A 22,721-nucleotide genomic window follows, 5' to 3' on the forward strand; every position below is an offset into this window, starting at 1 on the left:
TGAACAAATCTCTGCTTCGATTCTCGAAATTGTAAATCGTGACCTTGGTCCTACATCCCGCCGACTGTCAGTCCGGTGATGTAAAGCGTGGGTTGGCCGACGCCGACGGGCACGCTCTGCCCGGCTTTGCCGCACGTGCCCACGCCTTCATCAAGTTTGAGATCGTTGCCGACCATCGTCACGCGCGTGAGTGCGGAAGGGCCGTCGCCGATGAGCGTCGCGCCCTTGATCGGATATTTGATCTGGCCGTTCTCGACGTAATACGCCTCGGTGCATTGGAAGACGAACTTGCCGGACGTGATGTCGACCTGTCCGCCCCCGAAATTAACCGCGTAAACGCCGCGTTTCAGCGATGCGAGGATCTCGCCAGGGTCTTTGTCGCCGGCGGTCATGAAGGTGTTGGTCATGCGCGGCATCGGCCGATGCGCATAGCTTTCGCGACGGCCCGAACCTGTCGGCGCGACGCCGGTGAGGCGCGCATTCATGCGATCCTGCAGATAGCCTTTGAGGATGCCGTCCTCGATCAGCACCGTGCGCTGCGTCGGCGTGCCTTCGTCATCGATGGTGAGTGAGCCGCGGCGATTTTCGATCGTGCCGTCATCGACAACTGTAACACCGGGCGCTGCAACGCGTTGGCCGACCATGCCGGAAAACGCGCTCGTGCCTTTGCGGTTGAAATCTCCTTCGAGGCCGTGGCCGACTGCTTCGTGCAGCAGCACGCCCGGCCAGCCCGGCCCGAGCACCACGTCCATCTCGCCGGAGGGGGCAGCTTCAGCGTCGAGGTTCACCAGCGCGATGCGCAGCGCCTCATCCGCCAGCGCCTTCCAGCGCTCCGGCGAAATGAACACCTCGTACGGCTCACGACCGCCAGCGCCGGCAGAGCCGGATTCACGGCGACCATCGCGCTCGACGGTGATCGAGACGTTCACCCGCACGAGCGGGCGATGGTCCGTCAGCTTTGCGCCGTCAGGGCGCAGGATGGTGAGGCCACGGCGCGCGCTGGCGAGGGTGGCGGCGACTTGGACGACGCGCGGGTCTTTGGCCCGGCAATAGGCGTCGATCTCGGCCAGGAGTTCGGTTTTGTCGGTGAACAGCGGCGCTTCGATCGGGTCGAAATCGGCATAGAGCTGGCGGTTCACCTTGGCCGGGCTCGCATCAAGCGTGCCCGTATGGCCGAGCTTCACGGCGGCGGCGGCCTCGGCGGCGCGGCTGACGGCGTCCGTCTCCAGCACGCTTGCGTGGCCGTAGCCGGCGCGCTCGCCGGCGACCACGCGCAGGCCAAAGCCTTGGGTGGCGTCGAACGAGGCTGATTTCAGTCGACCGTCGTCCCAGTAAAAGCTCTCGGTCTTGCTGTCCTCGACAAAGAGTTCGCCATCGTCCGCGCCATGAGTGGCCGTGGCGAGAATGCGGCTGGCGGCGTCCCAATCCATTTCGGCGGCTTGTTCGGGGGCCTTGCTCAGTCCGTCGGCCATGTCGGCGCTCCTTCGCTCCGGGGGAATTACGTCTGCTCCATATAGGGGCCGAGTCGGGCGCTGGCGCGCCCGGAACCGGATATCGGCAGCAGAAGCGCCGATTATGGCGTCGGTTCGTTCAGGACGGTGGCCAGATGATCGCGTCGATTGCGGGCGAAACGGGCCAACTCGGCGCTTGCCGGGCCCCAATCAGGTTGGATTTCGAGCGCGGTCGAATAATCCTCGTAGGCACCCCTGAGGTCACCTAAGGCTTCGCGTGCCGCGCCCCGGTTGAAATAGGCTTTGTGCGGCTCACGCACGCCCAGGCCCAGGGCCTCGGTAATAGCGGCAATCGCCGGGCCATGCTGGCGCATTTGCACCAGGACCGCGCCACGGTTCAGGTGTGCCTCGGCCTGGCGGCGGTCCAGGCGGATCACTTCGTCAAAGTCGGCTAGAGCAGGTTCATTTTCGCCGCGGCGCATGTGGGTGACGCCGCGATTGATCAGCAGCTGCAATTGCGTGGGCCGGTCGATGCGGCGGTAATTTAGTGCGCGGGTGCATTCCTCAACCGTGCGGTCCGAGGTGTCGCCGGCGACCACGGCTTCACTGCAGCGACGGATGTTGGCGTCAGTGCCGATCGTGGTGACGGCGCGCGGATCTTGCGCGAAAGCCGTTGCGCCCACGAAAGGGGCGGCGGCGACGATCGCCATCGCGGCAACCGCGCGCTGAATCGCGACGGAGAAGCGCCTTGGAAGCCAAGCGCGGCTCATGCTAGCACCCCACCCGATTGGTGACTTACAGAACGGCAAGGCGCGGTCGAATGCCGCGCCCGCAGACTATAGGCGTGGGTCTCGGCTCGCGCCATACCGACGCTGAATCTTGAGGAGGCGAAAGCGTGAAGCGAGGGGCTTTGTTCGCGGCTGCAGCGAGCTTGATGTTCGCCAGCGGTACAGCGCACGCAGCATTGGTCGGCCAACCGACGCCGCGCGGCGTCGACTTGCAGCCGGCGGCGACGGAAGTCATGCGTGAGATTCACGCGTTTCATGGTCTGCTTTTGCCGATCATCGTCGCTATTTCCGTGTTCGTGCTCGTGCTCTTGCTGTGGGTGATGGTGCGCTACAATCGCCGCGCCAATCCGACGCCGAAGAAATTCACGCACAACATGCTCGTCGAAGTGATCTGGACGGTAGTGCCCGTTCTTATCCTTGTTGCGATCGCATGGAAGTCATTCCCGCTCATCTACAAACAAGAACGCATTCCCGAAGCTGAACTGACGCTGAAAGTGACGGGCAATTCGTGGTTCTGGAATCTGGAGTATCCGGATCAAGGCGTCTCGATTGCGGCGAACTTGTTGCCGGAAGATGAGGCGCGGGCCGCTGGCCGCCCGTGGTTGCTGGCGACCACAGAGCCGCTGCTCGTTCCTGTGGATACCAATGTCCGCGTGCTCGTGACATCGAATGACGTCATCCACTCGTTTGCGATTCCTGCTTTCGGCATCAAGGAAGATGCGATCCAGGGGCGCGTGAATGAGACGTGGTTCAACGTCGACCAAGAAGGCGTGTATTACGGCCAGTGCTCAGAGCTTTGCGGCCTGAACCACGCCTACATGCCCGTCGAAATTCACGCCGTCAGCCGTGAAGAATTCAATCAATGGATCGCAGCGCAGGGCGGCACGATCGCTACTGCTGAAACCCCGGCCACGCCGGAAGCTGCGCCCGCCGCCGGTGAAACGCCTGCAGCGCCCGCCGCCGAACCGGCGACGCCGCCCGCGACGCCTACGCGCTAAGGATCGGAGAGCAAGTTTATGACGCACGAAGCTGCTCACACCGCTGATCATCACGATCACGCTGATCACCGCCCGAGCCTTTGGGATTGGAAGCGCTGGGTCTATTCGACCAACCATAAGGACATCGGCACGATGTACCTTATTTTCGCGATTATCGCGGGGTTGATCGGTGGCGCGCTCTCCGGCCTCATCCGTTGGGAATTGGCCGAGCCGGGCGTGGGCGTGCTCACGTCGCTGCCGTGGATCGCCGACGTTGATGCGGCCAAACACTATTACAATACGATCGTGACCTATCACGGCCTGATCATGATCTTCTTCATGGTCATGCCGGCCATGATCGGCGGCTTCGGCAATTGGTTCGTTCCGATCATGATCGGTGCGCCGGACATGGCGTTCCCGCGCATGAACAACATTTCGTTCTGGCTGTTGCCGGCTTCTTTCGCGCTCGCCGTGATTTCGATGCTGGTGCCGGGCAACGGCGACTATCCGGGCTTCGGCGGCGGGTGGACGCTTTATGCGCCGCTCTCGACATCGCCGACGCACCATAGCGGCCCGTCGATGGATCTATTGATCCTCTCGCTCCACATCGCGGGCGCGAGCTCGATACTGGGCGCGGTGAACTTCATCACCACCATTTTCAACATGCGCGCGCCGGGCATGACCATGCACCGTATGCCGCTGTTTGCGTGGTCGGTGTTGGTGACGGCGTGGCTGCTCGTGCTCTCGCTGCCGGTTCTGGCCGGCGCGCTGACGATGCTGCTGACGGACCGCAATTTCGGCACGCAATTCTTCCAAGCGGCCGGCGGTGGCGATCCCGTCATGTACCAGCACTTGTTCTGGTTCTTCGGTCACCCGGAAGTTTACATTCTGATCTTGCCGGGCTTTGGCATGATCTCGCACATCGTGTCGACGTTCTCGCGTAAGCCCATCTTCGGCTATCTCGGCATGGCCTACGCCATGGTCGCGATTGGCGTGATCGGCTTCGTCGTGTGGGCGCACCACATGTACACGGTCGGCATGGGCCTCGATCTCGAAGCCTATTTCATCGCCGCAACGATGGTCATCGCGGTGCCGACAGGCATCAAGATCTTCTCGTGGATCGCCACGATGTGGGGCGGCTCGATCGACTTCAAAGTCCCGATGCTGTGGGCGATCGGCTTCATCTTCCTGTTCACGGTCGGCGGCGTCACCGGCGTCGTGCTGGCGAACTCGGGCGTCGATACCGCGCTGCACGACACGTATTACGTGGTCGCGCACTTCCACTACGTGCTCTCGCTCGGCGCCGTGTTCGCGATCTTCGCGGGTTTCTACTACTGGATCCCGAAGATGAGCGGCTATCGCTACAACGGCTTCCTCGGCGGTCTCCACTTCTGGGTGATGTTCGTTGGCGTGAACATCATCTTCTTCCCGCAGCACTTCTTGGGTCTCCAAGGCATGCCGCGGCGCTACATCGATTATCCGGAAGCGTTCGCGTACTGGAACCACATCTCTTCGATCGGTTATGCGATCACCGCCGTTGGCGTGCTGATCTTCCTCATCACGGTGGTCGAGATGTTCGTTGCGCGTCGCAAAGCCGGGGCGAACCCATGGGGCGAGGGCGCAACCACGCTCGAGTGGACGCTCTCGTCGCCGCCGCCGTTCCACCAATTCAATGAGCTGCCGGTGATCAAGCCGGACACGCATCACTGATACTAGGACAGGCCGAGCCTTGGTTGATGTCGCCGCCTCCCGCCAACGCACAGCAAGCGCGAGCGATTATCTCGCGCTGCTGAAGCCGCGCGTGATGAGCTTGGTGGTGTTCACCGGGCTCGTCGGCTACGTGGCCGCACCCGGGGCTGGCGATTGGGTGCTGGGCTTTGCCGCGGTGTTCGCGATCGCGGTCGCCGCGGGCGCGTCCGGCGCGCTCAATATGTGGTACGACAGCGATATCGATCTGGTGATGACGCGCACGCGTTCGCGCCCGATCCCGTCGGGCCGCATCGACCGCGAAGAAGCATTGATGATGGGCCTGACGCTGTCGGCGCTCTCCGTTGTGACGATGTATCTGGCCGCAGGCGTGCTCGCGGCTGGGCTGCTGGCCTTCACGATCTTCTTCTACGCCGTCGTTTATACGATGTGGCTGAAGCGCGCGACGCCGCAGAACATCGTCATCGGCGGCTTGGCTGGCGCATTGCCGCCAGCGATCGCGTGGGCTGCAAAGACAGGCGCGCTCGGCATCGATCCGCTCCTGCTCGTCGCTATCATCTTCTTCTGGACGCCGCCGCACTTCTGGGCGCTGTCGCTGTTGCAGAAGAACGATTACGCCGCCGCCAAAGTGCCGATGCTGCCCGTCACGCACGGTGCGAAGGCGACGCGCACACAAATCTTCCTTTATTCGCTGCTGCTCGCGCCGCTGGCCATGACGCCGGTGCTCACGGGCCTCGGCAACATGATCTACGCCGCCGTCTCTGGGCTTGGCGGCGCGATGTTCGTGTTCTTGGCCTATCGCGTGCTGCGCTCGAAAGCGGGCGAGGGCGTGCCGGCTGAAGACAAGCACGCGCGCGCGCTGTTTGCGTTCTCGATCCTCTATCTCTTCACGTTGTTCGCCGTGATCTTCATCGAACGAGGGTTCGCATGAACGAGACTGTGATCCTCACGCCGGAAGAGCAGAAAGCCCGCAAGCGCCGCAATATGTGGCTGGCGCTCTCGATCGGCGCGTTCATCGTGCTCGTGTTCGCGATCACGGTGTCGAAGATGCAGGCGTTCAGCCTGCTCGGACTCAGCGCCCAATGAGCGCCCCGCAACCACCGGATCCGAAGCGCATGGCGCGCACGGCCGCGATCGTCGTCGGCGTTGTGGTCGGCATGACTGGTATGGCCTTCGCCGCCGTGCCGCTCTACGACGCGTTCTGCAAGATCACCGGCTATGGCGGCACCACGCAAGAAGCCGATACGGCGCCCGATCAAGTGCTCGAGCGCCGCATCGAGGTCCGCTTCGACGCCAACGTCGCGCCGGGCCTGCCGGTTGAGTTTGCGCCGTCGCAGATCAATCAGACGCTGCGCATCGGCGAGACCGGCCTTGCCTTCTACACCGTACACAACAATTCCGATCAGCCGATCGTCGCGCGCGCCACCTACAATGTGACGCCGCATATGGCTGGGCCGTACTTCGCGAAGCTCGAATGCTTCTGCTTCCAGGATAAGGTGCTGGCGCCGGGTGAAACGGCCGAGCTGCCGGTGGTCTATTTCGTTGATCCGGAAATCGTGACGGATTCCGACACGGCCGAGATCAACACACTTACACTTTCGTACACGTTCTTCCGCTCCACTGACGCCGACGCGGCGTTGGCGCCGGCGGGGTAATGGATTTGGCATTGTTGCCGGTGCGCTGTAAGCGCATGGGCAAAGGCGCATGAGGGATCAAATGGCGCACGGCGAAGTCAAGCACGACTACCACCTGGTCAATCCGAGTCCGTGGCCGTTCCTGGCCTCGCTCGGCGCGTTTATCGCGGCTGTCGGCGCGGTCGTGTTGATGCGTGGGTTGTCGGCGAACGAGGCGGATTTCTTCCTCGGTAAAGGCCATTGGACGCTCTTCGCCATTGGCATGGGCATCATCATCCTCACCTGCATCGGCTGGTGGGGCGACGTGATCAAGGAAAGCCGCCAAGGCGATCACACGCCGGTGGTCGATATCGGCCTGCGCTACGGCATGATCCTCTTCATCGCGTCGGAAGTGATGTTCTTCGTCGCGTGGTTCTGGGCCTTCTTCGAGCTCGCCATCTATCACGGCCATCGCGCCGATTGGCTGGTGCCGACGTGGGATGAAGCCACCGCCGCTGCTTGGGCCAATTGGCCGCCGCCACACGTGGAGACCTTCGATCCCTTCCATCTGCCGCTGATTAACACGTTGATCCTGCTGCTCTCGGGCACCACGGTGACGTGGGCGCACCACGCGCTGCAGAGCGGCGATCGCAACGGCGCGCGCTTGGGCCTCATCCTCACTGTCGTGCTGGGTGTGATCTTCAGCTGGGTGCAGTTCGGCGTCGAATACCCGCTCGCGGGCTTTGCCTTCGGCAACCAGGGCGATGTGACCAACGCGACGCTCTATGGTTCGTCCTTCTTCATGGCGACCGGCTTCCACGGCTTCCACGTCGTGATCGGCACGATCTTCCTGTTCGTGTGCTTGCTGCGCCTGATGGCCGGCCAGTTCACGCCGCAGAAGCATTTCGGCCTCGAAGCCGCGGCTTGGTATTGGCACTTCGTTGACGTGGTGTGGCTGTTCCTCTTCACGTTCGTGTACGTGATGCCGTACCTGACGATGCAGGGGTGACGGGCGCACAGCCGCCATCCGCTTGGGCAGCGGGGCTTAAGCTCCGTTGCCCGCAATGCGGGCAGGGCGCGCTGTTTAGCGGCTATCTCAAGTTTCGCGACACGTGCGCTGCGTGCGGCGCCGACTTCAAAGCCGCTGATGCTGGCGACGGCCCAGCCGTGTTCGTGATCCTGATCGTCGGCGCCATCGTCGCGCCGCTGCTCATCATTCTGCAGTTTGGTTTGGAACTGCCCGGCTGGATGGCGCTCACGATCACAATGGTCGCGGCCATCGCGCTGTGTTTGGCGCTTCTCCCGCCGTTCAAAGCCGTGCTGTTTGCTTTCCAGTGGAAGCATAAGGCGCGTGAAGCTACGCACGCGGACATCGAATGAACTCGTTCCGCACCACCAATCTTCCGTCGCGTGCGGGGGAAGTGGATCGCGCGCAGCGCGAGACGAAGGGGGCCGTGGCGCGCGCCGCCCCCTCAGTCGGCTGCGCCGACAACTCCGCCATAAATGGGGGAGCATGATGATTCAGTTCCGCCCGCTTTGGCTGATGACGATCTTCTCCATCATCGCGTTTGCGATCCTGGTGTCGCTCGGCCGTTGGCAATGGGAAAAGTACGACACGAAGATGGCGCTGGCCGAAGAGCCGGTCGCGCAGATGACGATCGAGGATTACCAACCGATCGAAGGCGCCATCCAATTCGTCTATGGCGTGCGCACCGATACGCGTGAGCAGGGCTGGCGCGTGTTCGCACCCGTGCAATACGGCGACGAGATCGTCTTCGTGGATTCCGATTTCATCGAGGGCGTCGAGCCGCCCAACCCGGACGAAATTCGCTTTCCCGCTTCACTGCGTTTCGACGCACCGATCATCGGCGCTTCGATCCGGCCTGAGCCGCCTGCGCCGATGACGCTCGCGCCGCGCCCGCTGCAACGCTTGTGGTTCGCTGTTGATCTGCCGGCGATGGGACGCAACGCGGGCCTCCAAAACGTCGCCGATTTCTACGTCGCCAACGCCTATCTCGGCGCCGACGGCCGCGCCACGCCAAACCCGTTTGCGCTTGCGCCCGGCGCCGATGCGCTGCCACCCGAGCGGCACATGGGCTACGCGATCACGTGGTACGGCCTCGCGATCGTGCTGATCGTGATCTATTTCGCGTATCACATGAGCGTCGGACGCCTCGCCCTGAAGCCGCCACGCCGACCAGAAGACTAATGCGCTACATCTCAACCCGCGGCCAAGCGCCGGCTGTTTCGTTTCTCGACGCCGTGCTCGCCGGCCTCGCGCCCGATGGCGGGCTCTATATGCCGGAGAATTGGCCGGTTATTGGACGCGATAACGGTTGGGCGTTCACGCGACACTTCCATAATTCCGCAGGGATCGTGCTGGGGGCGTTCGGTAAGCCCGATCTCGGCGAGCAGGACGAGTTTGGCGAAAGCCCCGCACGCGCGCTAGCCGACAGCGCGTACGGCTTTCTGGCCGCCGATAAGAATTGGCACAGAGCCATCACGCCCCTTGTCCAAATCGATGGTGGCGAATGGATATTGGAGCTTTTCCACGGTCCATCGCTCTCGTTCAAAGACGTAGCGATGCAGCTCATTGGGCCGCTCTACGATTATGCGCTAACGCTGCGCAACGAGAAGCTCTCTGTGGTTTGCGCGACGTCCGGCGACACCGGCGGCGCAGCGGTTGAAGCGATCAAAGGCAGCGCGCGCAGCGATCTCTTTGTGCTGATGCCGAAGGGGCGTGTCTCCGATGTGCAAAAGCGCTTCATGACCGCCTCTGGCGCGGCCAACGTGCATGCGATCGACATCGACGGCGATTTCGACGCCTGCCAGGCGATCGTCAAAGCGCTGTTCGCGGATCGTAATTTCTCGCAGCGCGCACGTCTGTCCGGCGTGAACTCGATCAATTGGGCCCGTATTGTCGCGCAATCCGTTTATTTCCAGGTCGCCGCTCATACGTTGTGCGCGCCAGGCCCGGTGGACTTCGTCGTGCCCACGGGCAATTTCGGCGACGCATTCTCCGGCTATGTCGCCAAGATGTGCGGCGCGCCGATCCGCAAGATCGTGCTTGCCACCAACGCCAATGACATTCTCACGCGCGCGCTGCAAACAGGGCGCTACGAACGCGCCGCGCACTCGCACGCTACGCTTTCGCCCGCGATGGACATTCAAGTCGCATCGAATTTCGAGCGCATCATTTTTGAAGCCGTCGGCCGCGATGGCGCTGTCGTGCGACGCCTATACGACCAATTCGCACAATCGGGCGGTTTCGATATTCCGCCTCAGGCGCTTGCCTTCTTGCGCGAGCATTTCGACGCCACTGCTGTGAGTGATGCGGAAACCGCCGAGACCATGCGCGCGACCTGGAAGCAGAGCGGCTACCTCGCGTGCCCGCACACGGCCGTAGGCTTGCGTGCGCGTCAGCAGGTGAGTGGGCTCGGCCATCCGCTCGTCACACTTGCTACCGCCCATCCCGCAAAATTCCCCGACACTGTCGAGCAGGCGACAGGCATGCGTCCGCCATTGCCGGCCAAGCATGCCGATCTCTTCAGCCGCCCTGAACGTATCGACACGCTCCCCAATGACGTCGAAGCCGTAAAGCGCTTCATCCAAGAACGATCTCGCGCATGGAGCTAGAACTCCATCGCCTGACGAACGGCGTGCGCGTCGCACTCGATCCGATGCCTGGTCTCGGCACGGCGGCGCTAGGCGTGTGGCAGCGCGTTGGCGCGCGCTGGGAGCCGGCGGAGCATAACGGTATTGCGCACCTCTTCGAGCACATGGCGTTCAAAGGCGCGGGCGAGCGCGATGCGCGCCAATTCGCCGAAGCGATGGAGAATGTCGGCGGCGCCATGAACGCCGGCACCGGCTATGAGCGCACCTCGTATTATGCGCGCGTCGTCGCCGAGCACGCGCCGTTCGCGCTCGACATGATCGCCGATATCCTGTTCGCGCCGCATTGGGCGCCCGATGATCTGGAGAAAGAGAAGGGCGTGGTCGCGCAAGAGCGCGGCGAAGCCTTCGACGTGCCGGACGATCGCGTGTTCGAACTGCACCAAGCCGCGCTCTATCCCTTTCAGCCGCTCGGCCGGCCGATCCTGGGCGAAGACGAAACACTGAAGAACGTTAGCGTCGAAACGCTGCGCGCGTTTCACGATGCGCACATGACGCCGGAGCGCGTGATCGTTTCCATAGCCGGCGCCTTCGATCGCGACGCGTTTCTGGAAACGGCTGAGAAGCGCTTCGGCCATCTCAAAGCCGGCCCCGCGCAAGAGCGCCCCGCCGCGAAGCCCTTCGCTGGCCGCGCAAGCGAGACGCGCAAGCTCGAGCAAACCCATCTCGTCTTCTCATGGGCCGCGCCGGAATCCGGCAGCGACAAGCTCTTTGCGGCGCGGCTGATGTCGGAGATTTTCGGCGGCGGCATGTCCTCGCGGCTCTTCCAGGAAGTGCGCGAAACACGAGGGCTCGTTTACGCGATCGATTCCTTCCTCGACACGTTCGAGGATGACGGGCGCCTTTGCGTCTACGCCGGCTGCTCGGCCGACAACGCCGCGACCGTCGCCAAGATCGTTGGCGAGCAGCTCGCGATCATGGCCGATCACGGCCCCACCGATGCGGAGCTCGCGCGCGCCAAAGCCGTTGCGCGCGCGCAGATGCTCATGGGCCTGGAAGCGCCGTCCGCCCGCGCCGAGGCGCGCGTGGGCCAAGTGTTGATGCGCGACCGGCTCGTCTCGTTCGATGAAGTTCGCGCAAGGTTGGATGCTGTCACAGCTGAGGACGTGCAGGCGATCGCCCGTTTCGCGCTGGCGGGCCAGGCCTGCGCGGCTGCGATTGGGCCCAAGGCGGGGCATGGCGCGCTGGCCGCGTTTGAGGCAAAGTCCTGAATCATGGTGCTGATGCGCAAGGACAGCGACGGTATGCGGCGCATAGACGGCGAGGGCGTTTATCTGCGCGCGCCTGAAGCACGCGATTTCACCGATTGGTCCGAGATCCGCGAAGCCAGCCGCAATTTCCTGACGCCCTGGGAGCCGACCTGGGCGCAAGATGAAACTTCGCGCGGCTCGTACCGCTATAAGCTGCGCCGTTACACAGAAGACGCGCGCGACGACAAGGCCTACGCGCTGTTCGTGTTTCGCGACGAGGACGATGCACTCGTCGGCGGCTGCACGCTCTCGAACATCCGCCGCGGTGTCGCGCTGACGGCCTCGCTCGGCTACTGGGCGGGTGAGCGCTATGCCGGCAAAGGCTACATCACGGCCGCTGTGCGCGCTGTAGTGCGTTACGCGTTCGAGGACTTGGACCTGCACCGCGTCGAAGCCGCCTGCCAGCCCGACAACATGGCCTCGCGCCGTGTATTGGAGAAAGCCGGATTCGCCCAGGAAGGCGTCGCGCGCGCCTATCTCAAGATCAACGGCGCCTGGCGCGACCATTTGCTGTTCGCGATCGTCAACCCTACGGGTTAGTGGCAACCGCTGCGCGATCGAAGACGACGCGCTTCCAGAGCGCAAAAGCGCTTAGATAAGTAACGAACAAACCCAATCCGACAACCGCGCCGGTGGTGGCGATATTGGCTGAGCTTAGAGGTTGCATATCAACCCTCCCACCATCTTGCCAGGTCTGACCTGTCAAAGGCTGTGACACCGCCCAAGCGAAATTTGCGACGACGAGTAACGCCCCTAACGCGGAAATCGAAACTAGAAACCACCATGCGTTTGGCGTCCGGATGGCGAATGCTATCATCATCGCCGCGGCGAGCAAGAACGGGAAGCCAAGAAACACCCAAATAATGGCCAGCGCGAACACGCCCAAGCCCATGAGTGCAATCGCGATCGTCCCAGCAATCGCCTTGAGCATCACAGCGCGTCCAGCCCGATATCCAACGTCTTCGCCGAATGCGTCAGCGCGCCGATGCTGATGACATCGACGCCCGTCTCCGCCACTGCGAACACGTTTTCGATCGTGATGCCGCCGGAGGCCTCCAGCATCGTCTGGCCCTTCGCCATTTTCACGGCGGCGCGCAGATCGGCTTGCGTGAAATTGTCGAGCAGGATCGCACTGGGCGCATGCGGCAGCGCTTGCTTCAGCTGATCGAGATTATCGACCTCGATCTCGATGCACGTGAGATGCGCCGCAGCTTCGCGCGCACGCTGCAGCGCCAACGGGATCGAGCCGGCAGCGGCGATGTGATTGTCCTTGATCAACATCGCGTCGTCCAAGCCGTAGCGATGCGCACCGCCGCCGCCGAGCTTCACCGCACGCTTTTCCAAAGCGCGCATGCCCGGCGTGGTTTTGCGCGTGGACGCGATGATCACGCCCATGCCGTCCACCGCATCGACATAGAGCCGCGTTAGCGTCGCGATGCCGGAGAGGCGGCCGATAAAATTGAGCATCGTGCGCTCGGCCATCAGCACTGAGCGCGCATAGCCTTCGATCGTCATGATGGTGTCGCCGGCCTTCACGCGCGCGCCGTCGGGCGCTGCGATCTCGAACACCATGTCGGGATCGATGAGGAAGCCCGCGAGGATTGCCGCGTCCAAGCCCGCCACTACGCCCGCTTGCCGCGCGCGCACGGCCCAGCGGCCTCCCGTTTCAGGATCGATCAGCGCATCAGTGGTGATGTCGCCCGCCGCGCCCAAATCTTCCGCGAGCGCCAGTTTGACGATCGGCTCGAGGACGATGTCAGGGAGCGGTGGCAGCAGACGTGAGGAAGCTGCGGTGTTTTTTTTCGGCGGCATCGAGATAGTCGCTCCGGAAATGCGCACCGCGGCTTTCTTTGCGAGCGAGTGCTGCGGTGACGATGAGGCGTGCGGCGAGCAGGGCGTTTGCGATTCCGTGAGCATCGCAGAGCGCGTGGATGCGGTCGAGCGCTAGACTTAAGCCGGCGGCGTCACGCACGACGCCGGCATGCGCTTGCATCAATTGGCGAAGTTCCGCGCGCGGTGTTTCCCCCATCACAGGCGGCGGCGCGGCGATTTCGGGCCGCGAAAGTCCGGCGGCGCCACCGTCGCGCAACGCCTCGGCGATACGGTTCGCGAATACGACGGCTTCAAGCAACGAATTGGAGGCCAACCGGTTTGCGCCATGCGCGCCGGTGGAAGCGCATTCGCCGACGGCCCAGAGGCCGGCAAGCGTCGTCCGGCCCCAAACGTCAGTGACCACACCGCCCATGTGATAATGCGCAGCAGGCGCGACCGGGATCGGCTGCACGCGCGGATCGAGCCCTGCGCTCATACAGGCGGCGAACACTGTGGGGAACGCGTCCGGGAAATGCGCGCCGACGGCTTCGCGTGCATCGAGGAAAGCGCCGCGACCGGCCGCGCGCTCGACATGGATCGCGCGCGCGACGACGTCGCGTGCGTCCAGATCAGCGACGAAGGATTGGCCTTCGCCGTTGATGAGATGCGCGCCTTCGCCACGCAATGCTTCCGTCGCCAGCGGCGCGGGATCGCGGCCGACATCGATCGCGGTGGGGTGGAATTGCACGAATTCGGGATCGGCGATCAGTGCGCCCGCGCGCGCCGCCATCGCGAAGCCTTGGCCTTGCGCTTCCGGTGGATTGGTGGTGACGGCGTAAAGCCCGCCAGCGCCGCCGGTGGCGATCACCGTCTCGTCCGCGACAAAGCTATGATCGCCGTCGCACCACACGCCCCGCACGCGCCCGTTCGCATCTTGCAGCAACACGCGCGCGCGCATGTTCTCGACAATCTCGATATGCGGGGCCGCACGCGCTGCGGCGATCAGCGCATCCATGATCGCTTTGCCGGCGAGGTCGCCTGCGACGCGCACCACGCGCGGCTTGGAGTGCGCGGCTTCCAGACTTTGCGCGAGCTTGCCGTCTGGCGTGCGATCGAACGGCACGCCAAGCGCGATTAAATCCATCACCCGCGCCGGTCCTTCGCGTGCGATCAACGACGCGATCTCGGGATCGACTAAGCCGGCGCCCGCCGCGATCGTATCTTGTGCATGGAGTTTCGGATCGTCCTCCGGCGACAACGCCGCCGCCAATCCCCCCTGCGCCCACGCGGACGAGGAGGCTTGGCCCAGCGGCGCTTGGCTCAGCACCGTCACGCGCCGCGGGGCAAGTTTGAGCGCAAGGAACAGGCCAGCGAGGCCCGCGCCGACGATAAGGACGTTGTCAGTTTTCACCTTCCCCCTCTCCCATGCGGAGAGGGGGTTAGGGGTGCACTCACCGCACGCGGTTGAACGTCACTTGCGCGCTGGCCGCTGAGGCGAGCACGCCTTGCAGCTGCGTCGGCGAGCTGCGTTGGAGCACGAAATTGTCCGGCTGATAGCCTTCGACCGCTTCGGCCATTTCGCAATCGATGTTGAATTGGCCGTCCTCGACCACGCCCGTGCAATTCTGTCGCGCGCTGACGAGGCTCGAACGCGCCGTCTGCCGCTCGATAATCAGCTCGTTGGCGATCAATTGGATGTCGTAGCGGTCGCGCCCGGACGATTGCACGATCGCCGCGCCACTCATCACCACGCCGAATTGCTCGTCGCCATAGGGCGTCGTTTGGAAAGCCCAGGCGCCCGAATAATCGTCGTTGCTCTGCGCCAGTGTGGGCGTGGCCATTGCGCTCATCAGACCAAACGCCGCCGCCGCCAAAATCGCACGCATGCCAAACCTCGTCTCGCTTTTCGCGGCGTGTCGTGGTTGGCGAAGGGGGCGACAATGGGGCGGACTTTGCCGGTTAGACCACTTCCACCGCAGCCAGCGGCATGCCCGTCGCAAAAGCGCGCGGCTTTTCCTTCGGCAGCGCCAGCATCCGGTCGATCGCCAGCTTCGCGCGCACGCGCACGTCCTCTGGGATCGTCACTTCGGTCTTCATCTCGGCCAGCGAGTCGTAGATCGCTTCGAGCGTGATTCGCTTCATGTGCGGGCAGAGATTGCACGGACGGATGAAATCGACATCCGGCGCATTGGCCGCGACGTTGTCGCTCATCGAGCATTCGGTGAGCAGCACGACTTTGCCGGGGCGCTTTTCTTCCACGTAGGTTTGCAGCGCCGCCGTCGAGCCGGCGAAATCCGCCGCCGCCATCACCTCAGGCGGGCATTCAGGGTGTGCGAGCACCACAAGACCAGGATGTGCCGCGCGCAATTCGCTGATGTCTTCAGCGGTGAAACGCTCGTGCACTTCGCAGCGGCCATGCCAGGCGATGATCTTGATGCCTGTTTGTGCGGCGACGTTCTTGGCGAGATATTCGTCCGGCAACAGGATGACGCGATCCACGCCCCATTCGCGCGCGGCCCATTCAACCACGGCCGCGGCGTTCGACGACGTGCAGCACACATCGCTCTCGGCTTTCACATCGGCCGACGTGTTGACGTAGGTGACGACCGGCAGACCAGGGAAGCGCTCTTTGATCAAGCGCACGTCGGCGCCCGTGATCGAAGCCGCGAGCGAGCAGCCCGCGCGCATGTCCGGGATCAGCACGGTTTTTTCCGGCGCGAGGATTTTCGACGTCTCGGCCATGAAGTGTACGCCAGCTTGGACGATCACTTGCGCGTCAGTCTCTGCCGCTTCGCGCGCCAATTGGAGCGAGTCGCCTTTGAAATCGCCGACGCAGTGGAAAATCTCGGCGGTCATGTAATTGTGCGCCAGGATCACCGCGTTCTTTTCGCGCTTCATCTTGTTGATGGCCGAGATCAGCGGCGCGTAAGCCGGCCATTCCACTGCGGGGATGACGTGCTTCACGCGCTGATAGAGCGGGGCGGTCTCCGCCTGGACCTCAGGCGTGTAGGCCAAGCCACGTGCGGCGGCGGCGTTGAGCGCGCCCCATTGGCCGTGGATGGCGCGCGGGTCGCAACCCGAGCCTTCGTCGGCGCTGGTGAGGGGGGCGTCAATAATGCGGGCCATGTTCGGCCTCCTGCGGCCCCGAATGGGCCATTTATACTCAATCAGAGCATATATAGGGTGTGAAAAATGGCCGAGAAGGGCCTCGACCCACCCTTATGCTTCGTTTGAGCATAACTCGACTACGTTACTCCCAGGGGAATCGCGGCGCAAGCGCGAATTATCTCAGGCCGATGACAGCCTTCCGTGGCTGAAGCGCGCGCCGAGGCGAGGTAGAAGGTCGGGCCTCGCTTTCTGGGAGAAGCCCATGCTCCGCCGTCTTGCGCTCGTTTGCGCCACTCTTGCTCTCGCCGCGTGCGCCACGACGGAGCGCGGACCGGGGCCAGGTCCGCACCCTGAACCTGAAGCGGAGTTCGCACTGCAGCCGGCGGACTTCTCCGACATCCCCGATTGGACCAGCGCCGATCTCGCGCCCGCGCTCACGGCATTCCGACGCGCGTGCGATGGCCGTCGCGCGCGTGCGCTGGATGCGAGCTTGCCAGGTGGCGGTCGTTATGGCGGCACGGTTGCGGATTGGGCGCCAGCATGCGCTGCGGCGCAGAGCGTTGCGGCTTGCGGTGAGCGCGCCTTCTTCGAAGCGAACTTCCGTCCGTTCTATGTGCGTGGCCCAGGCGAAGCGCGGCTCACGGCGTATTACGAACCGATCATCGAAGCGCGCCGCTTTCCTGACGCGCAATTCTCCGCGCCGCTGCTGCGCAAACCCGGTGATATGATCAGCGTCAACCTCGCGGCGTTCGCGGAAGCTTACGACAACGAAGCGCTGCGCGGCGCGCCGCGCGCGCTGACGGGCGTGATCGTCGGCAACGAGGTGCGCCCGTATCCGCGGCGCGATCAGATCAATCCAAATTCCGATCAGGCGTTCGCCTACGCGCATCCTGTCGATGTCTACAATCTGCAGATCCAAGGCTCCGGCCGCATCGCCTTTCCGGACGGTACCCAATCGCGCGCCGCGTATGCGGCGCAGAACGGCTATCGCTGGCGCTCCGCGCTCGGCGCATTGCGTGACAGCGGCGAGCTGCAAGGCGGCGCGACATGGGCGAATTTCAAGGCCTGGAGCGAGCAGCGCGGGCATGAGGCAACGCGCCAGGCGCTGAACGCTGATCCGTCTTATGTGTTTTTCCAAGAGGAAGCGATCAGTGATCCAAACGCCGGTCCGAACGGCGCCTCGGGCGTGCCGCTGACAGCGCTTGGCTCCATCGCGGTCGATCCGGCGTATCACCCTTACGGCGCGGTTGTGTTCGTGGACGGCCAATATGACGGCCAGCCCTTCCGCCGTTTGCTTGTCGCCCAGGATACGGGCGGCGCCATTCGGCGAGGGCCATTGCGCGGCGATGTGTTCTTCGGCTCCGGTCCTGAGGCTGGCCAAGGCGCCGAACGCATGAATGCGCCCGCGCGTTGGTGGACGTTGCTGCCGCGCAATGCGCCGGTGGCGTGAGCGTTCAGGTGTCGTTCATGGTCGCGGGGCAAACTGGACGCGGGGGCGTCTGAGCTTTTGGGTTCGAAGATGCTGCGGAATTTTGCATTGGGCGTGCTGGGCGCGTCGGCGCTTGCCGGCTGCGCGGTCACCAATACGCCGTACCCGCGTGTGGGCGACGTCTATGGCGCTGCGCCAACGCCAGCTGGCCCGAATATCTACACCAACGCGCCACGTGCGCCGCTGCACAGCGAATTGTTCGCGTGCGGAAATTGGGGTTCGAACATCGGTGAGATCGGCTCGCGAGGCGAGACGACGCTCTATACGCCATACATTTACACGCCGGCCGGCGCACTGCTGCGCAATCCGACTGAAGTGGCGTGTCTCTCTTCCGGTTTTGGCTGGCGCGGCACGGCGTCGGGCGGCGGGCGTTTGCACAATGGCCTTGATCTCGCCAATCGCGAAGGCGGCTTCATCTATGCCGCGGGCGAGGGGCGCATCACCGAGGCCGGTCCGCGCGGCGGTTATGGCAATGTCGTTGAGATCGATCACGGTCGCAACGTGCGCACGCTCTATGCGCATTTGGACGACATCAATCCGAGCTTGCGGCGTGGCGCGCACGTCGAGGCCGGCGAACCGATCGGCCGCATGGGTATGACCGGCAACGCCACCGGCGTGCACTTGCACTACGAGGTCAGCGTCGACGGCCTCCTAGTCGATCCGCTACAATATGGCCGCGAAGCGCCGGCGATTTTCTAAGCGGCGCCGGCGTCCAGCGTGAGCACGAAGGTCGAGCCTTTGCCGAGTTCGCTGGCGCAGGTCACATCGCCGCCCATCAGCCGCGCCAGACGCTGCACGAGCGTGAGACCCAGCCCTGCGCCTTCATAGGACCGATCCGCATCGGCTTGCACCTGCGTGAACGGGTCGAAGATGCGTGTTTGCTGTTCGGGCGAGATGCCGATGCCGGTGTCTGTCACTTCAAACACCAAGCGCGCGCGTCCGCCGACCTGCTCACGCGTCGCGAGCACGCGGATATAGCCGTTTTTCGTGAACTTCGCGGCATTGGAGATGAGCTGCATCAGGCATTGATGCAGGCGCACATGATCGATCTCGGCCTCGCCTAAAGGCCCAGTTTGTTCGATCGAGAGTTGATTGGCGTTAATCTCGGCCAACGGCGCGGCGGCCGCGCGCAAATTGGCGAGCACAGCTGCCACATCGAAGCGGTCGCGCTCGAGTACGGTGGCGCCAGTTTCCAGTTTTGAGAGATCGAGGATGACGTCGATCACCGACAACAATTGCCGCGCTGAGCCGTGAATCTTGCGCGCGTCTTCGGCGACGTCCGCCTGTGCGCTCGCCATCTCTTCTTCGATCAACTCGGCATAGCCGATCACCGCGTTGAGCGGCGTGCGGAGCTCGTGGCTCATCGTCGCCAAGAATTGCGACTTTGCGGCATTGGCTTGCTCGGCGGCGACGCGCGCGGCGAAATTCTTCGCTAGTAGGCTGAGCAAGATGCGGCGATCGTGGCCGAACAAGCCTGCCGCCATCAGCAGGCACAGCATCGCCATCACGCTGAAAATCGCCGTCGAGGTGAAGCCATGCGTGACGAAGGGCGTTACGACTGCGCACGCCAGGATGGGCAGAACGCTGGAGAGCAGCAGACCGCGCTCGCTGGAGAAATAGACGAACGCGTGATTGGCCGCGCCGCACACCCAAGCGGTCGCAAGCACCATCCCCAGCGGATCGCCGGTCATCCAGGCGGCGGCGGGAAAAATCATGTAGGCGATGGCGCCCACCCAATGGATCGCCGTGAGCGCGGTGAACCCGTTCTTCTGCGAGCGGGCCGCGATCGGCGCGAACACGTGGTCCTCAAGCCAGATGCGGATCACGAATTCCCACGCCAGCATCAAGCCGCACCAGAGTACGGCGATCGGCGGCGAAAGGACGGTGCTGGCGCCCACCGCCATGATGACTGCAAAGATCGCGCGCGGCCAAGTGCCTTTGCGGATCGCGCTCGCCACGTCGATCACTGACAACGACCCGCCCACCGCGCTGGCGCGGAACGAATTCATCGCCGGATCGGAATCGTAAAGTGTGGGATGCGCGCCGAAAGGCGGGATGGGCGCAAGCTTAGCGGTAGCACTCGTCATGGTGTCGCGACGTTCCCCAATTCGGACTGTCCCGAATCTCGTAGCGGAGCCTAGGCTTGGGACGCCAGTCTGCGGTTAACGATTTTCATCATTCACTCGCCGCGTGGCGCTGGTACGTGCACACCCCCGACGGGTCGCTCGCGTAATGTCTCGCGTCGAGCGCGGAAAAGTTCGGCGGGGCGTCCGCCGGCGCTCGTATCAAACTCGCCGGTGCCCTCGACCAGGCCAGTGCGATCAAGCAGGCGACGAAAATTCTGCTTGTGCAATTCGAGGCCCGCGATCGCTTCCACAACGCGCTGCAGATTGAGCAGGGTGAAGCGTTCGGGCGCGAGTTCGAACACGACGGGGCGGTATTTGATCTTCGCGCGCAAGCGGCCGATCGCAGTGGCGAGGATGCGGCGGTGATCTGATTGCATCGGCTCGCCCAGCCCATGCGCGGCGCTGATTGCGGGCGTGGGTTTGCCGTCAAAGCGGGCGCCGTCACGGGCGGCTTCTGGCGCCAGGCCCGCTTCATAGAGCAGCTCGTAGCGATCCAGTGCGCGCTCTTCGTTCCAGATGGCGCCCTCAAGCGCGAACGCCAGTTTTGCCCGCGCACGTCGTTGGGTCTGCGTCGCGGAATCGCTCGCGCTTTGCGCCCAGTCGCGTAGCTTCGGCGCGATGATTTCATCGATCAGCGATGGACGGCCGTCGCGCCAATCTTCCCACGGAAAGAAATCGTACCAGGACCGCCAGCGCGCGCTGACGCGATCCAAAGTGGCGCGCGACGGCGTGAGCGCCAGATACGAAATCGAGATCACGCGATCGGGGCCCGCGCCCTTCATGTCGGCCAGAGGCGCTTCGCGGCCGCGATCGCCGAACGTGTAGAGTTGCTCCACATAGCCGATGTCGAAGCCGGTTTGCTCATGCACCCACCCGCGCAGCGAAAGTTCAAGCGTGCGGTCGCCCGCCGGATCGAACGGGCCGAATGGGAGGCCTGGCACATCTTCACCCGCTTCGCGCGTCACCAGCACGAATGGGGCATCTTCCGTCACCGCGACGATGACGGCTGACAAGCCAATGGCGATGCGCGGCGTGTCGCTCATGCGCCGAATTGCGCGGGGATCGCGAAGGGCGTGGCTTCGCCCACCTCATACCAAGGCGGACCGCGACCGATCTTGTCGATGGCGCGGCTCATGCGCCCACCGCGGCCAAGCTCGGCGTCGGCCAATGCAATGAAGCGGCGGTTTGGACTCGCCGTGGACGATGCTGCGCGCAGCGCCAGCGCGATCTCTTCTTCGTCGGCGCTGGGATTGTGCGCGCACGCGGTGATGAAGGCTGTCGCTGTCGAGCGGCTGATGCCGGCGTAGCAATGGATGAGGATCGGAACATCGCGGCCCCATTGGCCGACGAAATCGAGGATCGTGCGCATGCGCTTGTCGCAGAGCGCGTCCTGGCCTTCGACTTCCGCTTCGATGTCATGGATTTCGAGGCAAAGGTGGCGATCGTTGCCATAGCCATTGAGCAAAGGAAATCCCGAACCCGGATCGAGCAAGCTGACGACATGAGACGGCTTGCGTTCGCGCGCGATTTCCGGCGCACGGGAGAGAGGGCAGACGATGATGGACATGGCCGTCTTCTACGCCGGATCGAGGAGCGAGCGAAAGCGCTTTAGGAAGGCTTCTTGCACTTGCCCTGTCGGCAATGGCGTCAATTTCAACCGGATATTGCGCGGCGGCGCGCCAAAGAAGCGCTTGGCCTCCACCTCGGTGAAGCCCGCGAGTTGGATCGCCTCGAAATAGGCGCAGATAATGTCGGCACGTTTGATCACGCCCTTGACGGTTGCCGAAGGATGCGCCGGTAGGCCAAAACGCAGATGGATCGCCGCTTCGAGTTTCGCTTCGAAGGCTTTGTAATCGATGCCGAGTGCGGCTTTGAATGGGCTGATCATGTCGCCGATCACGTATTCGGGCGCATCGTGGAGAAGCGCCATCAAACGCTTCTGCTTGTCCCATTCGGGCGCAAGCTTGCGGCAGATGTCTTCGACGATGAGTGAATGCTGCGCAACCGAGAACGCATGCGCGCCGATCGTTTGCCCATTCCAGCGCGCCACGCGCGCAAGCCCATGCGCGATGTCCTCGATCTCGACATCGAGCGGCGAGGGGTCGAGCAGATCGAGCCGCCGGCCCGATAGCATACGCTGCCACGCACGCGGCGCGTCAGCGACTTTGGAAGCGGCAATCTTTGGCGCGCGGGCCATGGAACCTCTTATCTTTGCGCGGGCTCAATGTAAGATGTGTCAGGGGCGGACATAAGCGACTTCGCACTTAGGAGCATCCGATGTCTGGTCCAACATCAGGTCTGACCCGAATAATTCTCCGTCTGGGGCGAAACCCAGACGCCGGCTACCCTGATGGGGACGATGAATACGGCTACGTGATCCACGCGCCACTCGATAGCAACGGCAAGCTCAGTGCCGCACTCTGGCGCGACAAAAAGGATCAATGTGCGGTCCGGCGTTTTCATCCCAATGAGACGCCGGCCGACGGCTGGCTGCGCCATCGCGGCGACAATTGGTATTTCTGGTATGACGAGGCCGACGAAGGCCCCGAAGAGCCGCTCTTCAAACTCGGCGCCCACGAATTGCGCCCCGGCGAATACGTCACCGTCCGCGAAGGTGACGGCGACGTGCTGACCTTCCGCGTGGCCGAGGCGGTGCGCGTCTAGACGTTCCTCCCAATCGCTCTAAGCTTTCTCTCAACGACAAGGGGAGGAAGCCGATTGTCTGACG

At 63.5% G+C, this 22,721-nt stretch carries 25 protein-coding genes; 14 read left to right on the plus strand and 11 right to left on the minus strand.

Annotated elements, in window-relative coordinates:
• Positions 1-50: 50 nt before the first annotated feature.
• The gene (gene tldD, locus EPJ54_RS18940) at positions 51-1,472 is read right to left on the minus strand and encodes a metalloprotease TldD (protein ID WP_135213337.1); all 1,422 of its coding nucleotides are present in this window, start codon (positions 1,470-1,472) and stop codon (positions 51-53) included.
• A 101-nt stretch (positions 1,473-1,573) separates the two neighbouring features.
• Positions 1,574-2,221, minus strand: coding sequence for a tetratricopeptide repeat protein (locus tag EPJ54_RS18945; RefSeq protein ID WP_135213338.1), 648 nt, complete (start codon positions 2,219-2,221; stop codon positions 1,574-1,576).
• Positions 2,222-2,346: 125 nt separating this feature from the next.
• On the opposite strand from EPJ54_RS18945, the gene coxB reads away from it, so the two are divergent.
• The 11 genes from coxB to EPJ54_RS18995 all read left to right on the plus strand — a co-directional run bounded on the left by coxB (position 2,347) and on the right by EPJ54_RS18995 (position 11,998).
• Positions 2,347-3,237, plus strand: a complete 891-nt coding sequence (gene coxB, locus EPJ54_RS18950) for a cytochrome c oxidase subunit II (RefSeq protein WP_239591032.1) — start codon at positions 2,347-2,349, stop codon at positions 3,235-3,237.
• Positions 3,238-3,255: 18 nt separating this feature from the next.
• Positions 3,256-4,926 carry a cytochrome c oxidase subunit I gene (ctaD, locus tag EPJ54_RS18955; RefSeq protein WP_135213339.1) on the plus strand — a complete coding sequence of 557 codons (1,671 nt, stop codon included), beginning with the start codon at positions 3,256-3,258 and terminating at the stop codon, positions 4,924-4,926.
• Positions 4,927-4,945: 19 nt separating this feature from the next.
• Positions 4,946-5,854, plus strand: coding sequence for a heme o synthase (gene cyoE, locus EPJ54_RS18960; RefSeq protein WP_239591033.1), 909 nt, complete (start codon positions 4,946-4,948; stop codon positions 5,852-5,854).
• Positions 5,851-6,009: a hypothetical protein gene (locus EPJ54_RS19975; RefSeq protein ID WP_167755821.1), complete on the plus strand. Its 159-nt coding sequence runs from the start codon at positions 5,851-5,853 to the stop codon at positions 6,007-6,009. The genes cyoE and EPJ54_RS19975 overlap by 4 nt, the downstream gene beginning before the upstream one ends.
• A gap of 29 nt (positions 6,010-6,038) precedes the next feature.
• Complete coding sequence (locus EPJ54_RS18965) at positions 6,039-6,578, plus strand: cytochrome c oxidase assembly protein (protein ID WP_135213441.1); 540 nt, start codon at positions 6,039-6,041, stop codon at positions 6,576-6,578.
• Between the two features lie 61 nt (positions 6,579-6,639).
• A complete protein-coding gene (locus tag EPJ54_RS18970) occupies positions 6,640-7,545 on the plus strand; it encodes a cytochrome c oxidase subunit 3 (RefSeq protein ID WP_135213341.1) in 906 nt (301 codons plus the stop codon).
• Positions 7,542-7,916 (plus strand): DUF983 domain-containing protein, encoded by a 375-nt coding sequence (locus tag EPJ54_RS18975; protein ID WP_135213342.1) that lies wholly within the window; start codon positions 7,542-7,544, stop codon positions 7,914-7,916. The genes EPJ54_RS18970 and EPJ54_RS18975 overlap by 4 nt, the downstream gene beginning before the upstream one ends.
• 133 nt (positions 7,917-8,049) lie before the next feature.
• Positions 8,050-8,745 (plus strand): SURF1 family cytochrome oxidase biogenesis protein, encoded by a 696-nt coding sequence (locus EPJ54_RS18980; RefSeq protein WP_135213343.1) that lies wholly within the window; start codon positions 8,050-8,052, stop codon positions 8,743-8,745.
• Positions 8,745-10,172 (plus strand): threonine synthase, encoded by a 1,428-nt coding sequence (gene thrC, locus EPJ54_RS18985; RefSeq protein ID WP_135213344.1) that lies wholly within the window; start codon positions 8,745-8,747, stop codon positions 10,170-10,172. Before EPJ54_RS18980 ends, thrC begins: the two co-directional genes overlap by 1 nt.
• On the plus strand, positions 10,163-11,419 hold the full coding sequence (locus tag EPJ54_RS18990; RefSeq protein WP_135213345.1) for a M16 family metallopeptidase: 1,257 nt from the start codon (positions 10,163-10,165) through the stop codon (positions 11,417-11,419). Before thrC ends, EPJ54_RS18990 begins: the two co-directional genes overlap by 10 nt.
• Before the next feature lie 3 nt (positions 11,420-11,422).
• Entirely contained in the window at positions 11,423-11,998 is a 576-nt protein-coding gene (locus tag EPJ54_RS18995; RefSeq protein WP_135213346.1) for a GNAT family N-acetyltransferase, read from the plus strand.
• Here the strand turns inward: EPJ54_RS18995 and EPJ54_RS19000 are convergent.
• The 5 genes from EPJ54_RS19000 to nadA all read right to left on the minus strand — a co-directional run bounded on the left by EPJ54_RS19000 (position 11,988) and on the right by nadA (position 16,396).
• Positions 11,988-12,389 (minus strand): hypothetical protein, encoded by a 402-nt coding sequence (locus tag EPJ54_RS19000; protein ID WP_135213347.1) that lies wholly within the window; start codon positions 12,387-12,389, stop codon positions 11,988-11,990. The genes EPJ54_RS18995 and EPJ54_RS19000 overlap by 11 nt on opposite strands.
• Entirely contained in the window at positions 12,389-13,270 is an 882-nt protein-coding gene (gene nadC, locus EPJ54_RS19005) for a carboxylating nicotinate-nucleotide diphosphorylase (RefSeq protein WP_135213348.1), read from the minus strand. Before nadC ends, EPJ54_RS19000 begins: the two co-directional genes overlap by 1 nt.
• The gene (locus EPJ54_RS19010; RefSeq protein ID WP_135213349.1) at positions 13,215-14,681 is read right to left on the minus strand and encodes an L-aspartate oxidase; all 1,467 of its coding nucleotides are present in this window, start codon (positions 14,679-14,681) and stop codon (positions 13,215-13,217) included. The genes nadC and EPJ54_RS19010 overlap by 56 nt, the downstream gene beginning before the upstream one ends.
• A 40-nt stretch (positions 14,682-14,721) precedes the next feature.
• Positions 14,722-15,156 carry a hypothetical protein gene (locus tag EPJ54_RS19015; protein WP_135213350.1) on the minus strand — a complete coding sequence of 145 codons (435 nt, stop codon included), beginning with the start codon at positions 15,154-15,156 and terminating at the stop codon, positions 14,722-14,724.
• 73 nt (positions 15,157-15,229) lie between these two features.
• Positions 15,230-16,396, minus strand: a complete 1,167-nt coding sequence (gene nadA / locus EPJ54_RS19020) for a quinolinate synthase NadA (protein WP_135213351.1) — start codon at positions 16,394-16,396, stop codon at positions 15,230-15,232.
• Between the two features lie 244 nt (positions 16,397-16,640).
• Between nadA and EPJ54_RS19025 the strand changes: the two genes are divergently transcribed.
• Both EPJ54_RS19025 and EPJ54_RS19030 read left to right on the plus strand, forming a co-directional pair.
• Complete coding sequence (locus tag EPJ54_RS19025) at positions 16,641-17,828, plus strand: MltA domain-containing protein (protein WP_167755847.1); 1,188 nt, start codon at positions 16,641-16,643, stop codon at positions 17,826-17,828.
• Between the two features lie 69 nt (positions 17,829-17,897).
• Positions 17,898-18,566: a M23 family metallopeptidase gene (locus tag EPJ54_RS19030; RefSeq protein ID WP_135213353.1), complete on the plus strand. Its 669-nt coding sequence runs from the start codon at positions 17,898-17,900 to the stop codon at positions 18,564-18,566.
• On the opposite strand, the gene EPJ54_RS19035 is transcribed toward EPJ54_RS19030, so the two are convergent.
• The 4 genes from EPJ54_RS19035 to EPJ54_RS19050 all read right to left on the minus strand — a co-directional run bounded on the left by EPJ54_RS19035 (position 18,563) and on the right by EPJ54_RS19050 (position 22,190).
• Positions 18,563-19,954 (minus strand): sensor histidine kinase, encoded by a 1,392-nt coding sequence (locus EPJ54_RS19035; protein WP_135213354.1) that lies wholly within the window; start codon positions 19,952-19,954, stop codon positions 18,563-18,565. The genes EPJ54_RS19030 and EPJ54_RS19035 overlap by 4 nt on opposite strands.
• Positions 19,955-20,046: 92 nt before the next feature.
• Complete coding sequence (locus tag EPJ54_RS19040; protein ID WP_135213355.1) at positions 20,047-21,036, minus strand: NUDIX hydrolase; 990 nt, start codon at positions 21,034-21,036, stop codon at positions 20,047-20,049.
• The gene (locus EPJ54_RS19045) at positions 21,033-21,560 is read right to left on the minus strand and encodes a tyrosine phosphatase family protein (RefSeq protein WP_239591034.1); all 528 of its coding nucleotides are present in this window, start codon (positions 21,558-21,560) and stop codon (positions 21,033-21,035) included. Before EPJ54_RS19045 ends, EPJ54_RS19040 begins: the two co-directional genes overlap by 4 nt.
• Positions 21,561-21,569: 9 nt before the next feature.
• Entirely contained in the window at positions 21,570-22,190 is a 621-nt protein-coding gene (locus EPJ54_RS19050; protein WP_135213356.1) for a YfbR-like 5'-deoxynucleotidase, read from the minus strand.
• An 80-nt stretch (positions 22,191-22,270) separates the two neighbouring features.
• Here EPJ54_RS19050 and EPJ54_RS19055 point away from each other — a divergent pair, with 80 nt between their 5' ends.
• Positions 22,271-22,657, plus strand: coding sequence for a sortase family protein (locus EPJ54_RS19055; RefSeq protein ID WP_135213357.1), 387 nt, complete (start codon positions 22,271-22,273; stop codon positions 22,655-22,657).
• Positions 22,658-22,721: the final 64 nt, after the last annotated feature.

This window comes from Vitreimonas flagellata (assembly GCF_004634425.1).
GTDB lineage: Bacteria > Pseudomonadota > Alphaproteobacteria > Caulobacterales > Aquidulcibacteraceae > Vitreimonas > Vitreimonas flagellata.